The sequence below is a fragment of the Limnospira sp. genome (genome assembly GCF_051859755.1).
Taxonomy (GTDB): Bacteria; Cyanobacteriota; Cyanobacteriia; order Cyanobacteriales; family Microcoleaceae; genus Limnospira; species Limnospira fusiformis.
Map to the genome: position 1 here is coordinate 21,183 of NZ_JBIMLI010000010.1, position 22,098 is coordinate 43,280.

The following is a 22,098-nucleotide window of genomic DNA, read 5'->3' on the forward strand; positions in this document are numbered from 1 at the left end:
CTTATATAGTAGGGTTCATCCAGGTATATGAACCGTGGTTATTATGATAGTACAGACGCGCTTGGCTTGTCAATCTTAACCAGTTTCCCAATCAGGTAGAGGGGGGATATCTAACTATTCATCAGACAAGGGCAACTCAGCACAACTGCGATCGCCCTATCCCATAACCCCTATGCCATAGGCCATAACCCATAACCCCTATCCCATAACCCCTATGCCATAGGCCAATTATCCCCCGGATTAGCTTCCCAGGGAAAAGCGATCGCTTCTGCAAAGATTAACGGGGAGGTCGAGGCGAAAATTGCCCCCAATGTATTCGCACACGCAGCAGGATTTTGGCACTGGGGAGTTGATAACCCGTAACTACCCCAACGCCCAGGGCTATAATTATCCCGACAGGCCAGCGATCGCCACAAACGCCGCCCAGTAGCAAGGAGACTCAAAGGGAGGGTCATGCTCAAATAAACTCAAACGGTCTTCCACCTCTTCCAATTCTTCCTCCGTCGCTTTGAATTCATGTTTGAGCCAGTCAAGAACATCATCACAAGATACCCCCCGCAACCAGGTTTGAGCCGCTTGCAACGCCACGGCAACCGAGGGATAATCGGGTAAAATGTGATAGAGGCGCAGCATCACCAGAGTCGCCGCCAGTTCATCCACATTCCAGAGACTGGCGACCACCGTTCGCGCTCCGCTCAATAAAAAGGCACTGGATAATCCCACATAGTCATCAGTGGGTGAGATTTCCACTAAGCCCGTTTTGTCACTACACAGAACTACGAGGCGACACACTGGAAGATTAAGATCGTTGACAATATCGGCAAACGTCAGCTTTTCCCTATTTGCCAGTCTCAGATAGGAGTTGAGGGGGTTGCGATCGTCAAATGCAGCGTGACAAGCAAAGTGGACTGTGTGACTCTGCTCCAGGAAGGTTTGGGTTTGGAGTTGGGTTAAATTATCCCGGGTAGCTTGGTGGCGACGCAAGACTTGATGGGGGCTAAATTGGCGACGCAACAGTTCCACCCCCCACTCCGCATAGTCCAGGTCTTCCGTGGGGTTTTGGATGGCGAAGAAGGGGGCTATTTCCCGCTTGAGGGGGGGACGCTGCTGGAGGCTGTCGAGAATTTGACAACTGGGGGCATATTGCACCGGGAACCAGTCTTGCAGGGGTTTGGTTTCACTCCCAGAAGGCGAGGGGAGAGAGACGGGGAGAGCATGGAGGGGGATGATGTGCAGTTCCCGGTGGGGAATCAGGATAAGCTGTTTAATCTGGGATAATTCACCCAGAAAGCGGGGGAGTTGCAAGGCGGCGCTGAGGGTTTCCAGGCGTTGGGGGAGTTGGTCATTCCAGGTGGGTTGTCCGTAGTTGCTGCGGTAGTCGCTGATGGCTTGGTCGAGGTGTTGGCGGTCCTCGGCGCTGAAGTGGTGGGGGGTAATCTGAATTTGCTCGTCTCGGCGGCGAGAGACGAGGAAGGCGTAAAATCCGGAGTCGGCTTCGCTTGGGAGATACCACTCGATGAGGGCGGTTTGGGGCGGGAGGAGGCGGCTCAAGTCGGGGAGTTCGGGGAGGACTTGTTGGGTGAGGGTAAAGTTGGGGTCGGCGAGTTCCGTAAGCAGGGCTTGCAATTGCTGGTTAGCGGCTTCGAGTTGTTGCCGGATGAGGGTTTCTGGTGAGGGTTGGTTGGGGTTGTTTTCGGTGGTGGGGGTGAGAGTATCCCTGGGGGTGAAGGCTAGTTGTTGTTGGTAGATGGCGATTTGACGGCGCAGGTCGCTGATGCGTTGTTTTTGTTCGTCGGTGGCGTTTTTGGGGTAGAGGTGGGCGCTGTTGAGGAGTTCGATGAGGGTGCGGGATTTACTGCGTTCAACGGTGAGTAAGGCTTGGGCGTAGTCTTGGTGGTTGATGCAGGCTTGCACCATGTTTTGATAGATATCGAGGGAGTTGGCGATGAGTTCGCGTTTGGTGGCTTCGGAGGAGGCCCAGTAGCGGCTTTGTTCGATGGCAAGGATGGCTTGATTGTAGCCTTCGATCGCGATTTCCCAGTTTTGGAGGTTGTAAGTGAGGTCGCCTAGGTTGCGTGCGGTGGTCAGGCATTCAAAGGGGAAAGAGGAGGGGGTATAAATGGATAAAGCGCTTTTATAGTAGGCGATCGCCCTCTCAATATTCTCGGCTGGGTCTCCTTTGATACGCTCAGAGTAGGCAGAACCCAGGTTATTTTGAAGGCTTGCCCATTGTTCAGGATAGGCATCACGGGTATAGACTTCTAACGCCGCCTCATAGCAAACGATCGCCCTCTCCAAATTCGCTGCCGGATTCATACCCAATTCTGCCTGAGTCCGGTAGGCATTCCCTAGGTTCGTCAGAGTAGAGGAGAGGTCTTTGTCTAACCCCAACCGCCGCCGAATCCCGGCGGCTTCATCGTAGGCAGTAATTGCCCTCTCCAAATTCGCTGCCGGATTCATACCCAATTCTGCCTGAGTCCGGTAAGCATTCCCTAGGTTAGTCAGAGTAGAGGAGAGGTCTTTGTCTAACCCCAACCGCCGCCGAATGGCTGCTGCTTCATCGTAGGCAGCGATCGCCCTCTCCAAATTCGCTGCCAGATTCATACCCAATTCCGCCCGAGTCCGGTAAACATTCCCCAGATTCGTTAGAGTTCGTGCCTTTGCTGAATTATCAGCCCCTAATGCCAACAGCGCATCATAGCCCCGGATAGCAATTTCTAACGTTTCTGCATACCGACCCTCTGGGAATTCTTGAATACTGATGCAGGTACTTTCGACTAACTGGGCTATTTCTTCTGCTTGGTCAGGATTCTCAGCCAGAACTCTCTGCACAAACTGGGCAATAATTTCTCCTAATTCAGGAACAATCAATCCCATATTTTCCCGCATCACCTGATGGACGGCTGCTGTATCGCCCTCCATTTCCGCTTGCAACAGTTGCGCCCAAAATCGTTCTAATACTGTTTGCTGATTCTCTTCAGGTTCCGGTTCTTCGGTGGGCGGTGGCGGTTCCTCAACTACAGAGGAGGATTCCAACTGTTCCGCATACTCTATATATGCTCCTCCCAATGACCTTAAAACCTGAGCCGTTACCCGGGCAAAAGCGATCGCATTCCCCTGAACTTCCCCTTCCCCTAACTGTTGCGGATTTCTCAAAATCGCCCCAAAATCTTCTACCGCAAAGCCCAAATTCCTCGCCACATAACCAGAAATCTCATCAATCACCCTCACCGTCTCATCCACCGGCATCAACTCTAACAATAACTCCCGGACTCCCGGCATAAAATCATATTGCACCAACTCTGGGTCAGTATCGATATTAATCTCCGATATCGGCTGCAATAACCCACCCAAAAACACCTCCGCTACATGGACTGGCAACGACTCTTTTAACAAATTTTCCTGAATCAACCGCACCACAGGTAAGGTAATCACAGGGGCTGCCGCCAACAACCCGGCTAATTTCCGCCCTACCCGAGAAGCCGTTGCCCGAAACCCGTTTACCCGCTTTTCCGCCGTCAATTCTCCCCCAGAATTGGGTCTGCGCCTCCGTCCTTGATGTTCTGCACACTTAAATAGATATCCTGCCGCCCAAACTTTACCTTTCCCCGCCAATAATCGCGCCCAAGTCCCTACGGATTCCGGTTCTAAGGTAAAAATCGGCACTTTCACCACCGAATGAGCCACTTCCTCATCCCACCACAAGGGGAATTCATCAACCTTTAAATTCTGATTCCAATCTCCGGGATTGAGTCCCTGTAACCTCACCAACGCTTCCCAACCTAAACCGCTTCTTTTCCACATCCATTCAGGCAGCATCTGCAAAATAGCCATCAACCCCCGTTTCGCCCACAGGTCTAAAATGGGAGTCATTTTCCCCTCTCGCCACACCTTCGACACACAATCACTCACCACAATCACTAACCGTCGCCCAGTGGGGTCGACTAATTCCTTGGGACTGCGAGGGGCTTGATGTTTCGCCGTTGCCCCAATCCCCCGCCGAATTTTGACCGCTTCCGGGTTATCGGTGAGCAAACTCCAAACTCGGACATCTCGGAAAATTCCATAGTTCTTGAGGAGTTTTTCTAAGTCTCGCAGGGTATGCCGCCACAGCAACATCGAGAGGGAATCCTCAATCACTAAATCTAAGTCTAACCAAGGTTCTAGGCGAGGTCTTAAAACCGGAATCCAAATCCCTTGGCTGGCAATTTGTTCGCTAGTGGCGACTTCATCAATCACCCAATCTCGTCCCCCAGAAACTCGACGCATCAGGGGTTTTAAGACTCTGGCTAAGGTCAGAGGTTCCCGGAGTGAGGGGGCATCGGGAACTGAAATCGGTAAACCCCCTCCACCAGCAGCCGTTTGACTGGGTTCCGGTTTGGGGACAATTTCCCCTTGGGGCGGTTGGGGGGTTGCTGGGGTAGCAGGGGCAGGGGGTTGGTTTTCTGGGAGATTCTCTGGAGGGGTTGTGGCGGAATCCTCTGGGTTAGGGGGTTGAGGGGCTGGTTCTGTGGGCGGTTGGGATGAACTGCTGCTGTCGGTGGGGGGTTCAGCCCCAGGAGAAGCACTGGCTTCCTCTGGGGGGGTTACAGATTCAGAATATTGGTCAATGTGGCAAGCCAGCCAAAAGATATCCGCAATATCTTGGGCGGAGAGTTGAAATTCCTGTTGTAAGGCTTGAACCAAGTGGGGATTCATTAGTCTTCTGAACTGTTAAGGTATTTCATTAAGATTTCTACGAGGTCTTGCTCGTCACTGACTTCCGGTTTTAACTCCCGCGTCACCATATAAATGGCATTTAAGAGTTGGTCGGTGGCAAGCTCTCCCTGACTGCGACGGTTGCGAAACTGCTCGATGAGTTGATTGATTTTGGCGGGGTCTTGGGTGAGGCTATCTTCTCCTAAATGGGCTGCGACAATTTCTTTTAATGCGGCAGGATTGGCTTCATCGGGCATGGATAGTCTTAAACAACGCCGGAGAAAAGCTGGGGGAAAATCCCGTTCTTTATTGTTGGTGAGGATAATCAAGGGAAAGTTACAGCAGCGAATTTTCCCATTTTGGACGGGAACTGAAATTCCATCAGCGGTGGTGACTTCGACTTGATTTTGCTCTGGGCTAATGCGGGCGAGTTCGGGAATGGGGAATTCCCCTTCTTCAAATAGGTTGAGGAGGTCGTTGGGGAGGTTGATGTCACTTTTATCAATTTCGTCGATGAGTAGAACTCTGGGACGATGAGCGGGTAAGAGGGCGGTTCCTAATGGACCGAGGGTGATGTAACGACCGATATCTTTACTTTTATCCCCCATTTGAACGTCCTGGAGACGGGCGATCGCATCATAACGATAGAGTCCATCTTGCAAGGTGGAACGAGCGGTAATATACCACGGCAACACCGGACCCAGTTTCAATTCGTAAGCCACCGCATAGGCTAAGGAGGTTTTCCCGGTTCCCGGTTTCCCGGTTACTAACAGGGGTCGCCTCAGATATAAGGCAGCATTGACCATATTCACCACCCGATTTTGCTCCTGGGTCTCAGGGCTATGAATCCGAAAACTTTTCCCCCGTTTTTGGTCGCGAGTTTCCGAGTCCAAAGTCTGTAAAAAATCGTTCCAGCGGCTGGCAATTTCTTCCACCAAACTCTCTTCTACTCCGGTAAACTGTCGCCAACTCGGAGGAGGCGGCAATTTCTCAATCCCATCATGGGGGTCACGATTTCCTTGAAAGATTTTCCAGGTGTTCATAGGGTTAGGTGGGTTATTCTCCCGGTTGCATCAGTTCAATCATCATCTCCGGGGTGAGACGATAAGGGTCTTCCCAGAGAAAGCCTAAATGACATCCGAGATGATCGGGTCCATTTCCTCGGGATTGCGATCGCAGTTCTTGGACTGACTCGGTTAACTGACGCAAAGGGCGACAGGTGAGCAGTTGATTGATACTCTCAGCATAGTTGGAATTGGCATCAGGGCATCGGGGCCAAAGGGCGATCGGTGTTGCTGCTTGTAACATGGCTTTGACTAAAACCTGGAACTGCTCAGAGGCGGTGGGACAAGTCAACTTTAAGCCTATTTTCTGGGTTAATTGGTGGGGCAGTTGCCGAGAGTTGAAGCTGTGGAGGTCTTCTAGGCTCTCAAAACTTTCTAACGGGGGATATTGGTCTAAAATCTGGCTGACTTTCCCCCAGTTTTCATACCACTGATTGAGGTAATTGTCAAGATAATCGAGATTTAATCGTTCGAGCGATCGCACTCGCAGTCCGTACCTCATCCCCCAACAAAATTCACTATCAATGGGGTCAAATTCTAATTGCCATTGGTCAACTTCGGTACTGAGAAACTCTTTGGGCAAAAACACTTCAATCGTTAAATGATACCGCTTTCCTCTCAGCAACTTTAAGGCTTTTCTGAGACATTGATTTAACACACTCTGAATCTCCGCCTGAGTACAACTTAACCCATATTCCCCAGGTTCATCTAACAGCGGCTTAAACGCGGTATTGGGGTCATTTTGGATTAAGGAATTATCCTTCACTAGCCAAGCCTTGACGATGAATTGCTCAGACTTTTTCTGGGACTCCACAGTAACCAGCACATAAGACTCTAAGGGATGGGGTAAATTATCGGCTTCTTTCTGGGATGTCTGATTTTCCAATAAGTTTAAGAATTTATCTAAGCATTGATACCGCAAAATCTGGGTCAAGCTGCTGAGTTCAGAAGGTGAAAATTTATCCTCTAAAATAGCATCATCTGGTAATTCAGTATGGGCAAACTCTATGACATCTTTATCATAACCAATACGCTGCAATATTTGAAGAACTTGTTGCGATATCCCTTCTAAATTCATGGGTTTTCTATCTTCAAAAATTCCAGGAATGGGGAGGATAGTCGATGATTTGATTAGAGTTTTGATTTCCTCAATTCCTTGATTGGCTTGGTCAATACCGGCTTGAAGTTCTTCAAGCTGCCGGGGAATGGTTCCTAAAATATCTCGAATACTGCCATAACTCGACTCAAGCCTTGCGGAAATCTCTCGCAGGGTTTGCCGTTGTTGTTCTTCGCTTCCCTCAAGTTGACGCTGTAAGTCATCAAAATATGTTTGGATTTTGGCAAACTCTTGAATCTGATAGGCTTGACTCGCTTCGCCGTCATTTTTGAGTTTTAGCAATTGGCTTAAAACACTTTCAAACTGAGCATTTTGCTGTTCATTGAGCCGAGCCAAGTCACTCCGCAACCCAATCAGTAAATCCAACATTAAACCCGCGAAGGCTTTACCATCTTCGGCAAAATCTTCCTTGAGGGTTTCACGGAAGGCTTTGGGGAATTCATCATGAAGCAGTTGGGAAACTCTGGGAAAGACTCCATCAGGAAACTTAAATCCTCCACCCGGACAGGCTGCCATATTCAGCCGAGCAAAAATATCTTGCCAATCTTCCAGTTCCAGGATTTCATCACCCTTTGGAATCAGGATATCTGGGAGTTTACCCTCACCAAGTTCTGGGTATCTTTCCGATTCTCCTGTCTCTTCATTTAGCCAACGACTCCATAAATCTACCCATTTGTCGGGGGTGATTTCGGCAATCTTCAGAAGATGGTGACGAGTCTTTCTATCATGCTTAAACTTAGGGACGGCTTTATCGGTAATAATGGCGGCGATCGCTTTGCCAACGGCTTGAATTAAATCGTGGTTTTTTAAAGAAACGCCAGGATGTCCGGTGGTGGCATCCCCTAACTCATTGGCCACATTCCCGGCTAAAACTGAGCCAATAGCCTTGCAAGTTTCCCCTAAAAACTCTTGAGCCTCTGGGTTCGAGAGTAACCCCACGACACCCAAGGCTGGGGGGAATGTGCAGGTTGCAACATAGCAGGCTCCAAATACTCCCAGCCGATAAAGGGGCTTTCTGACCGCCATATCCTGCTCCGTCTAACTCATGGACTGATTCTACCAGAAACCGCCTAGAAATCTGATGTCTGGGGTCATGGTTTTCTGGGATTTTTGATTCCACCGGATTAACCTTCTGCTGCTGTCTGGGAATTCTTGTGCCGCTAGGCTTGACAGGTGCTGCCAAGCCATGATACTATATCTATGTACAGTTTCATAATTGAGATATGTATCCTTTAAAAAAAATTAGCAATATTCCCATTATTTAAAAGTATAGCCCAGGTTTCCCAAAAAAGCAAGGAACCCCCCCAGAAAAAAAATTTTCGTAACATTTCTTTACATTTCTTTACAGAAGTTAACATAATTATGAATTACATTGATAGCTAATCAAGCAGAGTAGATATGAGATTGAGATGATGCTAACTTCCAATGACTTTAGTGGGTTACTGAATCAAAGATTTTTCCGAAACTTTTTACCCATTCCGGCGACTGGGACTTTACACTTAGGGAAAAAGACCCCAGACTTTGAATTACCAGACATCACGAATAATGGGAAAGTGCGTCTGTCTGAATACCGAGGTAATACGCCTGTTATTCTGGCGTTTACGCGAATTTTTACGGAAAAGCAGTATTGTCCCCTATGCTACCCCCACATAAAAGCTCTCAATGAAAATTATGCAGCTTTTGTGGAGCGTGGCGCTGAAATATTGATGATTACCAGTACAGACACAGCACAAAGCCAGACCGTGGTTAAAGATTTAGGTCTAAAAATGCCGTTGTTAAGTGATTCTAGCTGTGGTATTTTCCGACTTTATCATGTAGGTCAAGCCTTGGGCGCACCTCTTCCGGCTCAATTTGTTTTAGACCGTGAGGGAATCTTACAATATCGCCATTTATTTTCGTTTCTTGAACCCAATGCGACAGTCCCTAAACTGCTGAGTGTTCTGGATGAACTAGCTAATTAAAAACCAGGCTGCCAATCTTTGGATTCTAAGCGTTTGAGCTGTTGTAGGTAACGAGAAAAATAACCATGATTTAAGCGGCTGTAGTCGTACATTTTGGCGCTTTGTAAGCTAATCGCCCAGGACCAAATTTGGGCAACTTGGGTGAAGGCGGGTAAGGTATATTTTTCCCAATCAGTGAGGGGGTAAATATCTTGATATCCTTGTATAAAAGCGTCTCGGCTACTACGTCCTAACCCGGCTTGTAGGGAAACTTGTAAAAATTTGGCGATGTCAAAAATGCGCCAACCATAGCCACATTGATCAAAGTCGAATAGGGTGATCTCTCCTGAATTGGTAAAATGGGCGTTTCCACTGTGGGGGTCTCCCCAACAAATTCCCCATAGGTCAGCGTTTTTGGGGAAATCAGCTAGTTGAGCCCGGATTCTCTCTGCTGTATTATGTAAGTCTGATAGGTCAGACGATCGCAATTGTAGGAAGGGGGCGATCGCTTCTACGGAACGATCTAAGAGGTATTCTAGGGTTAGTGGCGATCGGTAATGGTCTGTATGGAAGTGACGAGAAACCTGATGAAGACGGGCGACAGTTTGACCTAGTTGGCGACTTTGGCTAGAGTTTAAGTCTCCTAGGGGGATTTGTCCTGATGCGTAGGTGAACAGGGCTGCATATCGTTTCCCCTCCGGTGCATTAATTTCTACTAACAGTTGATTCTCCCAAGTCCTTAACGGGTGCGAAACGGGAATATCTCGTTTCCGCAGAAAGTCCAACAGGTCTAACTCGAATTGGGTTTCTGACCTGGACCGCCAATGATGATGGGACACTCTGAGAATGTAGGATCTGATCGATGTTTCGATTACATATATATCACTCAAGCCTCGATGCCAAAATTCACAACTCTGGACTGCTTCGAGTCTATACTTAGGCAGTACCTTGGAAAGTAAAGCATCACAGGCTAGGGTTGAGTAACTGACGGGAAATGTCTCTTCTGTAGTCGTTAGGCTTAGTCTAGATCCTTTGCTTTTGGTGCGACTAACAGCAATCATGGCTTTATACCTCCAAAGTTATTTGATGAGTGTTGACGGCTTCTCTGGTCCCACACAGATGCGATCGCTTTAGCTGGCTAACGGTTTCCCTCCGTTGTTGGTAGCATCTGTATTGACTATTTCCCTTTTTTGGATCAATTGGCTGATTCCTCGCCTGATTCCCTCAACTATCCGGTTATTTCTACCATCAAAAATTATCAAACCTTTTTGGTATAAATGACAAGCTATGGCGACGTTGAACCACCAATCGATCACACCATTTGATTCATTATCATATTTCTTCTAGCCTAAAATTGTAAGATAAAAATGACATTTTTATATTTTTTTTCCAGATGATTTTCCCGGTCAATAATTCTTAACTATTTATTTGTATTTTTCCCGAAAACTGATATAATGGACGATTATGCCATTCCACCAAGCCATACTACAAATCGAATTTTTTGGCAAGTCTGATTTGAACAAAATCTGCGATTTCTGGTTGATCACTTAGCAACTATCCTCAAATTTGGTAAAATTGATTACAGTTTTTGTAGTGGTTATGCGCTATGGCTGACCTGATAGCTGGGAATATGAAACCAATTAAATCAATGGGACATGGAAGTGATGAGATGTCTGATTAAATCAGCCAAGGAAAAAGCTAATCAGCCTCATGATTTCACGAGGTTAACAGATAACAGGTCTCGCTTGCACGCGATCGCCAAACCCGCTATGGTATTTGAGGACGGTTATCAGGTCTACGCCCATCATGGCTGGATTTTCCGAGAAGATTATCTATGGGGGGTTGAGTTAATCCGTCATAGTGTGGATGAAAGCGATCGCCTCCACGCCGAAGGGGAAGCCGCCATCGAATTTTCCGATGGATTTTGCTGTCACGTCCAGGGGGTAAGGTTACCGGAAAAATACGGCAAACTGCACCCAAATCCATGGCAATCACAATGGTTATTAACGGAACCAAATGCGGAACGAATAAGGGTGTTAATTGAGGGGATAGGTTATGGCAGAATTTGCCAAGAACTCGATTCGGTAGAATTAGATAATTGGCGGGAATATAATTTATTAAAAATTGATAACTATCAGGAAAACGAGCCAATTTTATTATTAAAAATGACCTGTGGGAGTACCAAATCAATTCATGTCCTGCGGGTTCCCCCAGATATGACCTCAGCTAGGGCGGCGATTAAGTGGGTGAACTGGGGGATTGACCCGGAAGAATTTGCAGTGTCAACTTAAACAATATTTAATGATTATGCGATCGGCAAAATGTCTCGTTCAATTCTAGCCATATCGAGATAAAAATGTTACCATCTATTCTACAATTGTAGCATCTAATGGTTTGAGAGTTGGGCTTTTTTTATGGATTATAAACAAGAATTAATTACCACAATCCACGATTTTGGCTGTGACCTAGAATTATTAGAAGGTCGCTTAACCCAACTCAGTGAAATTTCCCCAACAGCCGTCCTAATTCCGGCGTTGTATGAAGAACTAGAAAGACCGGCGCTGACTCAAATTCGCGATTGCTTAAAAGACTGTGAATTTGTCAGAACTGTTGTAATATGTGTGCGAGCAACCACCTTAGAACAATATGCCAGCACGGTTCAATTTTTTGAAATCATGCCCCAACCGACCCTAGTAATTTGGGAAAACGGACCCCGCGTGACTCAACTTTTGAACAAATTAAGGGAAAAGGGGCTAGATCTATTGAGTTTTAAAGGTAAAGGTCAAGCGGTATGGTTAGGACTAGGTTTAGCATCCCTGCAAGCGGAAGCGATCGCTCTCCATGATGCAGATATTACCACCTATGATAAATCCTATCCGCTCAAATTGTTATTTCCCCTAGTGGAGAAGGACTTAGGCTTGGCCTTCAATAAAGCCTACTACGCGCGCATAGGAGGGGAACCCCTAGGTTTTCATGGTCGGGTAGTGCGTCTGTTTGTGACACCGTTACTGACAGCAATGATGGATGTATTTGGCTATAACAATTACCTCCGGTATCTTAGCGCCTATCGTTACCCCCTGTCGGGAGAATTTGCCCTGACCGATGACCTGGCCCTGAATACTCGCATTCCGGGTAACTGGGGGTTAGAAATCGGGTTATTAGCAGAAGTCTACCGCAATGTTGCCGATAAACGTATCGCCCAAATCGACTTAGGGATTTTCGACCATAAACATCAAAGCCTAGGAAGATCCAGCAATGAAGGCCTGCGGAAGATGTGCCGGGATATTTTCCGTTCAATTCTCAGAACCCTAGTAGAAATGGAAAGAGTTACCATTAGCCGGGAACAAATCCATACTTTGCGGGTAAAATTTCGGCGAGAAGCACAAGACTACACGAGACAATATTTTCTTGATGCCCGATTTAATAACCTACACTACGATCGCCACCAGGAAGAAATGACTGTAGAAATCTTTGAACAGGTGATCGCAGAAGCCGGGGACGAATATTTCCGCAACCCAGCGGGGGCGCAAATTCCTGACTGGACTAGGGCGTTAGCGGTAATGCCAGCCCTGCGGGAACAACTACGGGAAGCCACCCGGCGCGATATGGTACAAGGGAGGGAACTTACCGAAAAAAATGCTGGTGAACCTTCGCCGGAGGCTGACTCGGAAGCAAATTAGACTGTTGTGGGTTCTCGTCTTGTTTCTCAGAACGGTTATTGTATTAAAAGGAACTAAAAGACGCGATCGCCTGATTTTTGGGACTCGACAAAAAGGAAGAGAATGTTTATTGCATCGGACAACACTACAATTTTTATCTTACTAATTTCCCTAGGGATTCTGACTTGGGGGTACTACCGCGCTAGACCTTATGGAAAAGCTGGCATTCTCTCATGGCTACAGTCAGTATCTCTGATGGGACCCTGGCTATTATTTTTTGGGCTAACTGCCTTTGGCATCTATATTAACTTTGTCAGCATTCTGCTGTTATTCGTCGCCGCCACGGGTATTTACATTTACTTGGGGCGAAAACTGCGATCGCTGGCTGAAGAATTAGATGACAACAACCCACAGATTCCTCAAGAGGGGGAAACTCCTACCCCAGAAGCTGTTAACCTCAGCGACACCAGCCGGGAAACACCAGGGACTCCCCAAACTGAAACTACAGCTATCAACCCAGAAGACCTAAAAGTTATCCAAGGTATTTTTGGCATTGATACCTTTTTCGCCACGGAAACTTTCCCCTATCAAGAGGGAGTGATTTTTAAGGGGAACCTTCGCAGTGACCCGGAAGAGGTCCATGGTCGTCTCAGCCGCAGCCTTCAAGAAAAAATGGGCGATCGCTTCCGTTTATTTTTAATCGAAAATCCTGACGGTAAACCCGTTGTCATTGTCCTTCCCAGTAGCAAAGACCCCCAACCCGCTACAGATGGACAAAAAATCCTCGCCCTGGTTTTACTGGTGATTACAGTCGCCACTATTTTTCAAGCCGGGGGTCTACTTTTGGGCTTCGACTTCTTTGGTGAACATAATCGTTATGGGGAAGTCTTACCTATTGCGATCGGTATAGGATCGGTTCTCGCCGCCCATGAAATCGCCCATCAAGTTATCGCCAACCGCCACCAGGTTAAATTTAGTCTCCCCTTTTTCATTCCTACTGTACAAATCGGCACCTTTGGCGCTTTTAACCGATTTGAGTCTCTACTTCCCAACCGGAAGGTTTTATTTGATGTCGCCCTAGCTGGACCCGCCGCCGGGGGTTTGTTATCACTACTTATGCTATTGGCTGGATTGATACTTTCCCACCAAGGTAGTTTGTTTCAAGTTCCCACTAGCTTTTTCCAGGGTTCTGTTTTGGTCGGGCTACTTTCCAAATTGATTCTCGGAAACGCCCTCAAACAAAGTATTGTCGATGTTCATCCCTTGACTATTATTGGTTGGCTAGGCTTGGTGATTACTGCTATTAATTTAATGCCAGCCGGACAGTTAGATGGTGGTCGCATTATCCAGTCTATCTTTGGGCGCAAAGTCGCTGGAAGGTCTACTTTTGCTACTTTTATTGTTTTGGCGATCGCTTCTTTGGTCAATCCCCTGGCTTTGTATTGGGCGGCGGTTATCCTGATTTTACAGCGTAACCTCGAACGTCCTAGCCTTAATGAACTCACTGAACCCGACGACACCCGCGCCGCTTTGGGACTCCTGGCTATCTTTATGATGATTATTACCCTCTTTCCCCTTACCCCTACCTTAGCCAGTCGCTTGGGAATTGGCGGTTGATCTCACCCCATACACAAACCACCCCCTGTCTCTATATCGGCTATTGTGTTAATTTATGTAACAAAAAATTAAGAAGTGTTAGAAAAAACGGCTTTTTGGCACTGGGGGGGTTGATTTTGTAGGTGGCTCGTGGTACTATGTTACATAATGGGAATATTAGCAATTTTATTTTTTGGGTCAATTATCCATTATGCTATAAACTATATGTCAATAGCCTATCACGACTCGACAACAGTTGTCAACCCCCAGAATGATTCAACCATTGTTGAAAGACAAGATTTCTGTCATCATCAGGGATAAGTAATTGATAGACCCGATGTCGTTTTTTGGCATAAGTTTCGAGACGATCGCATTTTAAGCCATAGCCAATTTGATCAAGAAAGCGACTTAATACCATAATGGGGGTAGATCGTGGTGCTAACCCTATTCCGATAATAGACTTAATAGCAGTGCGATCGCCTAAAGCCAGCTTCGCCATTTGCTGTAAATCAGGATCAGTATTTTTAAACTCCCGATTTTCCTGTTGTAATAAAGTAGGAAAGCGTAATAATTCCAGAGTAGCGACGACCGCGCCTAATTGCGATCGGTTAAAATCAGGACCAAATAAACTACCTTTTCCTCGTTGTCCCAAATCCTGTGCTATTCGCGCATCTCTCGCGGACAGGAAAGGGCGACCCACAGTTAAGAAATAATGCAATTTTAATTTTTCATACCATCCCTGGTCATCCTTAGTTATCAATTCAGGATTAACGGGAATACCATAGCGCAATTTTAACTGATGTTTGCGTAAAGATTGACTTTCAGCAGGAGTTTTAAACACTTTTTTTTGCAAAACATGATATGCCAAATCACTTAAATCTGTAGCGTTAGATATAGCCCAGCATTCGGTCTGATAATTGCGATCGCGCACAGCGTCAATCAAATCAGTTAAACTAGGTTTAAGGTGATGGTCAGCCACCAAATCAGAATCAGAAGTTTCGCAAGGGGGAGAAACGGGTGATAATTGATGACCTTCAGCTTCCAAGCCAGCCAATACAGATTCCCGATAGCGGGTCATAGTAGCATTAAACCGGACGGCAATTTTAGCCCAACACATTAAAGACTCAGCTTGAAACCCCATTTCCAAATCATCAAAATCATCAAAATCTGACTGTTGTAATAAACGAATGTTTAACTGAGTTAAGCGATGGCTACAACTCAGCAGGGAAGCCATAGATAAAGCGCCATTTCCCAACCTATTTAAACCGTGGGAAGCTATCCACAGATGTCGAGGTATATTTTCGCGAATTCTAGCCAAAGCCTGACGCACAGAATTTTCAGATTGAACCCCTTGGGCGATACCCCATACGGAGGTAAAATGACCTTTTAAATCAATACTCACCCCAGTTTCAATAGCAGGGGAAGCCAAAACCAGATCATAATCTGCTAAAATATGATTAAGTCGGTTGATGCAACCGTAGGCGGGATGATGAGGGTCAGCCAAAGACTGGGAATCAATACGGAGGATTTTCAGTTGAGGAAATTGCGCTTTAAAATAGGCTTCTAAGGTGGAAGTCCCCCACTTACTAGCTAACTTTTGGGCGGACAAACACACAAAGGGACGACCGCCATTAGCGAGATGATTTTCTAGGTCTTTAACTAATTGTTTAGGAGTATGACCGCCATAGTGATAAACATTCCAAGCCTGATCAGCAGCAGGTCGAAAATGGTTTTCGATAATAAAGGGAGTTAGGGGAATTCCCGATAAGGCTTTGAGATAATCAATAGTAGTATCACTGAGGTCAGCATCAGCGATAACTACCCGACCATTGGACATGAAGACATTTTGCAATAAAACTTTTAGCGATCGCAATATAGCGACTCGATATTGGCGACAGGTGTCGGAATTTAGACCATGCCAAATTATCTGTTCAACTTCATCAAAAATCACCAAAGTATTAGACCAATTATTGGGGTTAAAACCCAGGGAGGAAGAGGGATGCAGGGAATCAATACATAATCCATAACCCTCCCCAGGACGACTGATAACCGTCCCCATTCCGGCTTTCATATAGTTTAAACCAAACCGCTGACAGAGAGATTCTACTAAGCGGATACGATGACCGATAACCAGGACAGACTGACCTTTATCACTGGCTTGTTTAACGAGATTTTCTAGGAGTCTAGTTTTCCCGCTACCTTTGGGGGATTTAATCGCCACCAATTGGGAGGCTTGAGGGATAGCTAAATCCTCTGGGAGATAGGGACAATTGAGGTTTAAATCGGCGGAATAGGTCAAGCGTGAGTGGGAGATGGCGCGCCAGGTTTCCAGGGGTGTAGCGGCTTGATAGGCTTGATGTAGGGCTTCTACTCCTTGGGTCGCAATGAGATCATCAACACCTTTCCCTAATTGGGGTTTCCAGGTAATGACTTTAGTATGGCAACCTCTGCGGCTGAGAAGATATCCCATTTGGCGGATAGCTGCGTCTACGGCTTTGATGGTGTTAGGTTTGGTATCGCTATCAAAGACAATATAGATTTGGCGACCTTGGCTGGCTAGTTTTTGTAATTCTGGAATTAACTGAGATTTTCCGATGCGGTTTCCCCATTGGTCTCGCGGGACTCGATAGCCGCCGTTAATACCGGGAAGGGCTATGGCTGGGTATCCAGCAGTAAGTAGTGATCCGGCTTTTTTTGCGCCTTCGGTGATACAGATGGGAATTTCGTGATGATCAATGACCCACTCCCAAAATCCTAAATCGGCGCGGTCTGGTTGTATGGCTTCGGGGGAAATGGTTAAACTGTGACGATGGGCGATCGCTTCCCAAATTGATTGGGAGACTCGCAAGGCAAAAATTCCGGTGGCGGTTTGGGGAGGATGTTCGTATTTTATGGGTTTATTGCTGTGACTGCTAAGGCGAGGTTTGGCGGGTTTGAAGCATCCCCACAGATCCTCGTTTCCGGTTAAGATATCGACACCTGAACACCACCAGCCCCCTTGGTTAACATGACTATAGCGTTTAAGAATGCGATCGCATACTCGACCACCATTGCGTCTGGGTAGGTTGTCGGCATACAGCAGATAATCTAAAGGGCGATCGCCTTCTAGGGGGATAACATTTAATTGAGTTAGCTCTGGGTCAACGCAGCTTGCGTTCCATTCTATCAGATGATTCACGATATCTCCAGGAAATTAGGCACACCCCACACTGCCTATACAATCAATTGGGATTTAGGGGATTTATACTATAACCCCAGATGTGGAGTTTTTGTCAATTGATTGGCTGAATCTTCCATAGATATGGGGTAATTGACCGGGCTCATCAGGTCCTCGCCCCATCCCGATTTAGTTTAATGATGTCAATCGCTTCTCCAATTTGGGTTAGCTGGTGGTTTTCGGAATTATAAGCCCAAACCTTTAAAGATATTTCGCCAGAGGGTAAACTAGCGGTGGGAATCCTTAGCCTCCAACCAGATTGTGCATATTCACGAATTCCTAAAACACTAGCAACATCCCAGCGAGGAATATTTACCTCTCCCACAGCAATTAACTGGTTATTCTCCCCGACACTGAGATAAACAGCATCAGCAGGTTTTCGGGTTTCGGGAATTACTCCCCACCCGGTTAAAACTGAGGGTTGACCTACCCGAATTGGTGATTCTGGAATGACATCAATTGCGCCATTAAATTGGTCGGTAGTGGCGAAAGTTGGGGGCATATCACTCCGTCGCCAAAACCAATGGGATTGGACGAATTTGTGAGGGCGATATTGTTGTAAAATGTATTGATAAATTAGAGAGGCTGAATCGGCTTTTAAGACTTCATCCCAGGGGTTTTGAAACCAGACATCATTAGTTAATAAAATTATGGGCGGTTGGGTCGTTTCCAAGTCTTCAATTACCCGGTTTTGGGCGACGGTAGGTTTGGCATACAAAACATAGCTATATTTAGAACAGGATGGCTTATTATATAGATAATACCACAATCCCTCTGATGTGACATTAAAAAAACAGGATTGATTGGCTATTTCGGCTGACATGACATTTTTGGCTTCTAAATAATCGGGTTTGAGTAATTCAGCATCAGGGATAGAGATAGCGGCTGGGAGGCGCGAGAGTTTCTGGGATGCTTCCAGGACATTAAAACCAGATTCTGAGGTCAGAATAAATATCAATAACACTCCTATAATCAGCTTTTGCGGCAAAGTTAGGGTTAATTTATGTAGGGGATTTTCGAGATATCGCCGATAAGCCAAGAGTAATAAATATACACTTAACAATGCTGTCATCATTGCGCCGTGATAAGCATGACCTAAATCACTGCGGTCTAAGGTTATTCTCATATAAACCCCGGCGGCGGATAGGAGAATTAGGGTAAATAAATGTTTGCGGACAAAGGGTTTTAGTTGGAATTTATGGTTGATTAAGTCCCAGGTGAGATAGGTTAAAACTCCGGCTTGAATGAGAATAGATAGCCAGAATTTTTGAGAGATAAAGGTCATTTGGAAGGGGGGAAGGGGAATGAAGGAAATGTAGCGACCATATTTTCCCCAGTAGGCGATTTGAGAGGCGATCGCATTGACTTGATCTAGTCCTAAAAAAATGGCGATCGCCGTGAAGGAAACTACTACCCCGGTGGAAGTTACAGTTAACCAAGTCTTGCGAATTGGGGAAGGTAAAAATAGGCTGATGATACAGGTAATCAAATAAACGGCTAGGAAATATATGGCGCGGTCATACACATATAAAAAACCCCCAGGAATAGACAACCCCACCAACAGGGATAAAATTATGGCTTGTCGGCTATGAAAATGGCGGTTATCTCGGACATGATTAGATTTTAAGTCTTCTGGCTTTTCCCAGGGTATAAATAGGCGAAAATAACGGAGAGTGATGGCGAGTTGAAAGACAAACCAAGTCCCTCGCCTTCCGTCAAACTTGAAGAAAATGCCATCAAAAATACACGCGAATAAACAGAAGAGTAAAAAAATGGGTAATTTTGACTTTTTTAATCCTACTAACCCGGTGATTTCCCACAAAATCCAAAAATAGCCTACAGCAGTGAGTGCATTTTGGAGATTAACAAATAGCCGAGTCAATACAATTCCATTATCATTGCTAATCAACCTCATGGCTATTTCTGTGGGTAAAACATCCATACCATAGCCATGAATTAAGACGGTATTAATAAATGGCTTTTCCAGTTGGGAGAAATTCGGCCAAAATCCTAAAAATTCTCCCTCGTGGAAGGAGTCCCGCAAAAGGGAGGTAATTGGAAACTGATTGAAAGGAATATTAATGACCCAAGCTAAGAGTAAAATTCCAGTAACGGTTGCTAAAAACCAATTTTGGCTGAGAGTTTTGGCGGTAATGTTAATGACAGAATGGAGATATTCTCCCAGCGATATTTTCCCAAATTTCCAAACTATCAGAGTTAGCAGGGGGGGAGTAAATAGCAAAATCAGATATTTGAGATAATCTGTATAGGGACTGATATTCTCAATGCTGGCTTGGGAAATTACCCCGGTGGTATTGTTTCCGAGAGGGATAGCAATGGGGTTGACCAGGGGAACAAAAATCATCCAACTGGTAAGGGTAATTATCAGGACTACAGCTAAACTTGGTGACGGGGTAAATTTGCGATCGCTCATTTTTACCTAAGACTCCCAACTGGAAACGCGATCGCCAGACGAAAAGGAATATAGCTTATGTCCGGTAAAGCTAATTAAGGCTACACAGGCGGCGCTTACGAGTCTAGCAGGGGTAGGAGACCATCCCAATTCATTAATCAACAATTGTAATAACCCCAAATTCGCCAATAAGCTATTTAAGGCGACTGTCGCAAACACCCCATATTGCATCAACCAATTACGCCAGTAAATACCAAACACAAACCGACGACTTAACCAGAAATTGGTACTTAATCCCAAAAAGTAACTAATTCCCAAGGCGTAAACATACCAAATTCCCGCCTGGGTAAGAAGAGAAAACACCAAAACATCTACAACTGTCGCACTTCCCCCGGTGAGTAAATAACCGCCAAACTGTCGCAAAGTAGCGATCGCCTGACGACGGCGAGATTTTCGGGAAACCGCCGCCACTGTGGTGGGGGTGTCGGCTTCGGCTTCCTCGACATATTCACTATCACTATTGACATTCCAGAGGTTATGTTTTCCGGGGGTCATGACATTTTCCGCCGCCAAAATTCCCATCAAGAGGCTATGGTCTTGATTATTATACTTAAATGCACCATATCGACCGACCAACTGCAAATTCTGGAAGCCTTTAAAATACTCCTCAATGGTTGCTAAAGAGGCTTTATAATTTCCGGCATATATCGGATAAGTCCGAGGTAAACGCACAACAAACCCCCCAGAAACCTGCTGCTTTTGGAGTAATCCAATTTTCATCAGGTCGGCTTGCGCCATGCGTCGCAGGTCCTCCTCTGGACAATTCCATAACTGATCATCAAAATTGCACCAATACTCACAACAGAGGGGAGTTTGATGATTATTGGGTAACATTTCCGGCGACCAATTGGCAAAATTTGTCACCCTTCCTAATTTCACCCTGGGGTCATTAATATATAGCCAGTTATCGGGGAATAAATGACCATCATCAATAATTAAATAGACTAAAATGGTATTCCGAAATTTAAGCGATCGCGCTGATTCTATCACTGGCTGAGGCGGTGCTGTTTTCAACTCTTCCACCAATAAAGTTAACGGAATAGAAGAAATCACCCCCCCACAGGGAAAAGTTTGCACTTCTTTAGTCTCACGGTTGCGGACAGTCACATGGGTAGCCTCACCATCATTATGATGTACCTCAATCACTTCGGTATTCAGTAATAAAGGCTGCTGATGCTGATTTAAATAATCAGCTATTTTATCATAAAGTTGACCAGAACCCAACCGAGGAAATTGGAATTGGTCAATCAAGGTTTTGACTTTACCATCATTTCCCAATAAGGCATTAACCACCGCTTTATATAAGGACAAACCCTTAATTCTTTGTGCCGCCCAGTCGGCGCTAATTTCTGTACAAGGAATTCCCCAAAGTTTCTCGGTGTAACTTTCAAAGAAAATCTCAAACAGCCGTCTCCCAAATTTACCAATCACCCACTCGGAAAAATTATCGGGCTGGGGTTTAGGAAATAAACGCACTTTCACATAAGACGAAAGTATTTTAACTGTCTCTAATAACCCCAACGCGGAAAGCACCTGTTTGGCTTGGAGAGGATAACTAAAGTATTTTCCCCCGTAATAAATGCGGGTAAGTCGATTAACTGTTACCTGGTCTTTTCCTAATACTTGATTCCATAGTTTCACCACAGGCGATAATTTGGTGAAAAATCGATGGGGTCCGAAATCGAGAATAAACCCTTCATACTCGATACTTTTCGCTAGTCCCCCCACCCGCTTATCTCTTTCTACTACTACTACAGGAATTCCCTGACTGGTGAGAGTATAAGCCGCAGCTAACCCCGCTGGACCTGCACCTAAAATGTAAATCGGTTTCATCACACCACACTCAAATTATCGACTAGGGCAAATTGTACTCATCATACACTATCATCCATAATAACCCGATTTTTCTATTCAAAAGGGGTTGACATTATCCTCTATTTTCTGATATTATAGGTTATATATAACATAATTGTAATATTTATATATATTTTTTTGGAAAACAGATTACCATTATAATAAAAGTATATCCGATTTTCCCCCAAATTGTCAACCCCCCTTCCCCAAAAAGCCGGGCGGCGATAAGTTTTGCTAATTTAAAATTTGCAAATAGTTTTAATATTTAAAAGATTGTAAATATTTATGACATTTTTATTGCTAGTGATTATCAAATAGTTGACGACAGAATGGGGGTTGTGGTAGATTTATGTAAATAAAAATCCACTGGGGTTTATGTCAGCACCCCCGGCTGAAGCACGGGGGCTTCCTGCCCCCCGCTTTCAGGTAGCTGACCAGTTTAAGCCTTAACTGGCTACGTTCAGAGCAAGAGTTAAAGTT

General features: G+C 45.7%; 12 protein-coding genes. 4 read left to right on the forward strand and 8 right to left on the reverse strand.

What is annotated here, in order from left to right:
• Positions 1-212: 212 nt before the first annotated feature.
• From ACTIE0_RS03270 to ACTIE0_RS03285, 4 genes are read right to left on the reverse strand one after another with little or no spacing between them, the layout of a single operon-like run.
• Entirely contained in the window at positions 213-455 is a 243-nt protein-coding gene (locus ACTIE0_RS03270; protein ID WP_150105356.1) for a hypothetical protein, read from the reverse strand.
• Entirely contained in the window at positions 388-4,698 is a 4,311-nt protein-coding gene (locus tag ACTIE0_RS03275; protein WP_006670063.1) for an SAV_2336 N-terminal domain-related protein, read from the reverse strand. Before ACTIE0_RS03275 ends, ACTIE0_RS03270 begins: the two co-directional genes overlap by 68 nt.
• Positions 4,698-5,741, reverse strand: a complete 1,044-nt coding sequence (locus ACTIE0_RS03280; protein ID WP_006670064.1) for an AAA family ATPase — start codon at positions 5,739-5,741, stop codon at positions 4,698-4,700. The genes ACTIE0_RS03275 and ACTIE0_RS03280 overlap by 1 nt, the downstream gene beginning before the upstream one ends.
• Positions 5,742-5,754: 13 nt before the next feature.
• Positions 5,755-7,905, reverse strand: a complete 2,151-nt coding sequence (locus tag ACTIE0_RS03285; protein ID WP_006670065.1) for a VMAP-C domain-containing protein — start codon at positions 7,903-7,905, stop codon at positions 5,755-5,757.
• A gap of 383 nt (positions 7,906-8,288) precedes the next feature.
• Between ACTIE0_RS03285 and ACTIE0_RS03290 the strand changes: the two genes are divergently transcribed.
• A complete protein-coding gene (locus tag ACTIE0_RS03290; RefSeq protein WP_006626231.1) occupies positions 8,289-8,840 on the forward strand; it encodes a peroxiredoxin family protein in 552 nt (183 codons plus the stop codon).
• Here ACTIE0_RS03290 and ACTIE0_RS03295 read toward each other — a convergent pair.
• Positions 8,837-9,880: a phosphotransferase gene (locus ACTIE0_RS03295; protein ID WP_006626232.1), complete on the reverse strand. Its 1,044-nt coding sequence runs from the start codon at positions 9,878-9,880 to the stop codon at positions 8,837-8,839. The genes ACTIE0_RS03290 and ACTIE0_RS03295 overlap by 4 nt on opposite strands.
• 603 nt (positions 9,881-10,483) lie before the next feature.
• Here ACTIE0_RS03295 and ACTIE0_RS03300 point away from each other — a divergent pair.
• The 3 genes from ACTIE0_RS03300 to ACTIE0_RS03310 all read left to right on the forward strand — a co-directional run bounded on the left by ACTIE0_RS03300 (position 10,484) and on the right by ACTIE0_RS03310 (position 14,095).
• Positions 10,484-11,110 (forward strand): DUF6745 domain-containing protein, encoded by a 627-nt coding sequence (locus ACTIE0_RS03300; RefSeq protein ID WP_006626234.1) that lies wholly within the window; start codon positions 10,484-10,486, stop codon positions 11,108-11,110.
• A gap of 123 nt (positions 11,111-11,233) precedes the next feature.
• Complete coding sequence (locus ACTIE0_RS03305; RefSeq protein ID WP_006626235.1) at positions 11,234-12,499, forward strand: glycosyltransferase family protein; 1,266 nt, start codon at positions 11,234-11,236, stop codon at positions 12,497-12,499.
• Between the two features lie 102 nt (positions 12,500-12,601).
• Complete coding sequence (locus tag ACTIE0_RS03310; RefSeq protein WP_006670066.1) at positions 12,602-14,095, forward strand: site-2 protease family protein; 1,494 nt, start codon at positions 12,602-12,604, stop codon at positions 14,093-14,095.
• A 238-nt stretch (positions 14,096-14,333) separates the two neighbouring features.
• Here the strand turns inward: ACTIE0_RS03310 and ACTIE0_RS03315 are convergent, their stop codons facing one another.
• The 3 genes from ACTIE0_RS03315 to ACTIE0_RS03325 form a co-directional block, all read right to left on the reverse strand.
• Positions 14,334-17,252: a plasmid replication protein, CyRepA1 family gene (locus ACTIE0_RS03315; protein ID WP_006670067.1), complete on the reverse strand. Its 2,919-nt coding sequence runs from the start codon at positions 17,250-17,252 to the stop codon at positions 14,334-14,336.
• Between the two features lie 145 nt (positions 17,253-17,397).
• Positions 17,398-19,725: a hypothetical protein gene (locus ACTIE0_RS03320; RefSeq protein ID WP_006670068.1), complete on the reverse strand. Its 2,328-nt coding sequence runs from the start codon at positions 19,723-19,725 to the stop codon at positions 17,398-17,400.
• A gap of 6 nt (positions 19,726-19,731) precedes the next feature.
• A complete protein-coding gene (locus tag ACTIE0_RS03325) occupies positions 19,732-21,597 on the reverse strand; it encodes a GtrA family protein (protein ID WP_006670069.1) in 1,866 nt (621 codons plus the stop codon).
• Between the last annotated feature and the right edge of the window lie 501 nt (positions 21,598-22,098).